This window comes from Parashewanella curva (genome assembly GCF_003675895.1).
GTDB lineage: Bacteria > Pseudomonadota > Gammaproteobacteria > Enterobacterales > Shewanellaceae > Parashewanella > Parashewanella curva.
In genome coordinates this window covers 1-719 of sequence record NZ_ML014966.1, presented here as the reverse complement: position 1 = coordinate 719, position 719 = coordinate 1, and the positions used below count along the sequence as shown (strand labels likewise).

Genomic DNA, 719 nt, shown 5'->3' with positions numbered 1-719 from the left:
GCGTAAAAAAGAGGAAATCTTGACTGATGTGGATCACATAGATTAAAAATAGGGCTTCACGTTACGTTAGGTGCTTAGTGATCCACATCAATCTGGAATCGGTGATCCAATTCACCGGAATACGCATGGGATAAGGCTAATCCTAATGCATCGCAAATCAATATCGAAATAGATACTGCGAGCATCGATTCCAATCACGCTGAGCGTGATAAGCATTTGCGTAATTCGCATTTTCTTGATGTGAAAAAGTACCCTAAATCGACCTTTAAAAGCACCAAGATTGAATTTAAAGATGCCACTCACGGAACCGTCACAGGAGAGTTCACTTTGCACGGCGTAACTAAAACCATCAGCTTTCCAATTGAAAAATTGGGTGAAGGTAAAGATCCATGGGGCGGTTACCGTGCAGGCTTTGTGGGAACGACTGAGTTGAAATTAAAAGACTACGGCATTAATTATGATTTAGGCCCTGCTAGTACTCATGTTGAGTTAGAACTCGCAATTGAAGGCATTCGCCTATAACAGCTTATTTGGTACTCAACCTCTGAGTTAGGTACCAAGCTAGAAAACATCAACCCCTAAGCCGAGCTAAGTTAGGGCAAACGGGTCAAAAATAAGCAATTAAGTTTGATCGTTTGCCAACCAGAATCGATCGTGGTTTATAATAGTCTTTGCCTGTTAAACACCATGAAAACTACCACTATTAGCCAGCACTTTGC

Annotated in this window: 1 pseudogene; it reads left to right on the top strand. The window is 41.4% G+C overall.

Annotated elements, in window-relative coordinates:
• Window positions 1–129 precede the first annotated feature (129 nt).
• Window positions 130–522, top strand: a pseudogene (locus tag D5018_RS21475) (YceI family protein); the annotation flags it as partial.
• Between the last annotated feature and the right edge of the window lie 197 nt (window positions 523–719).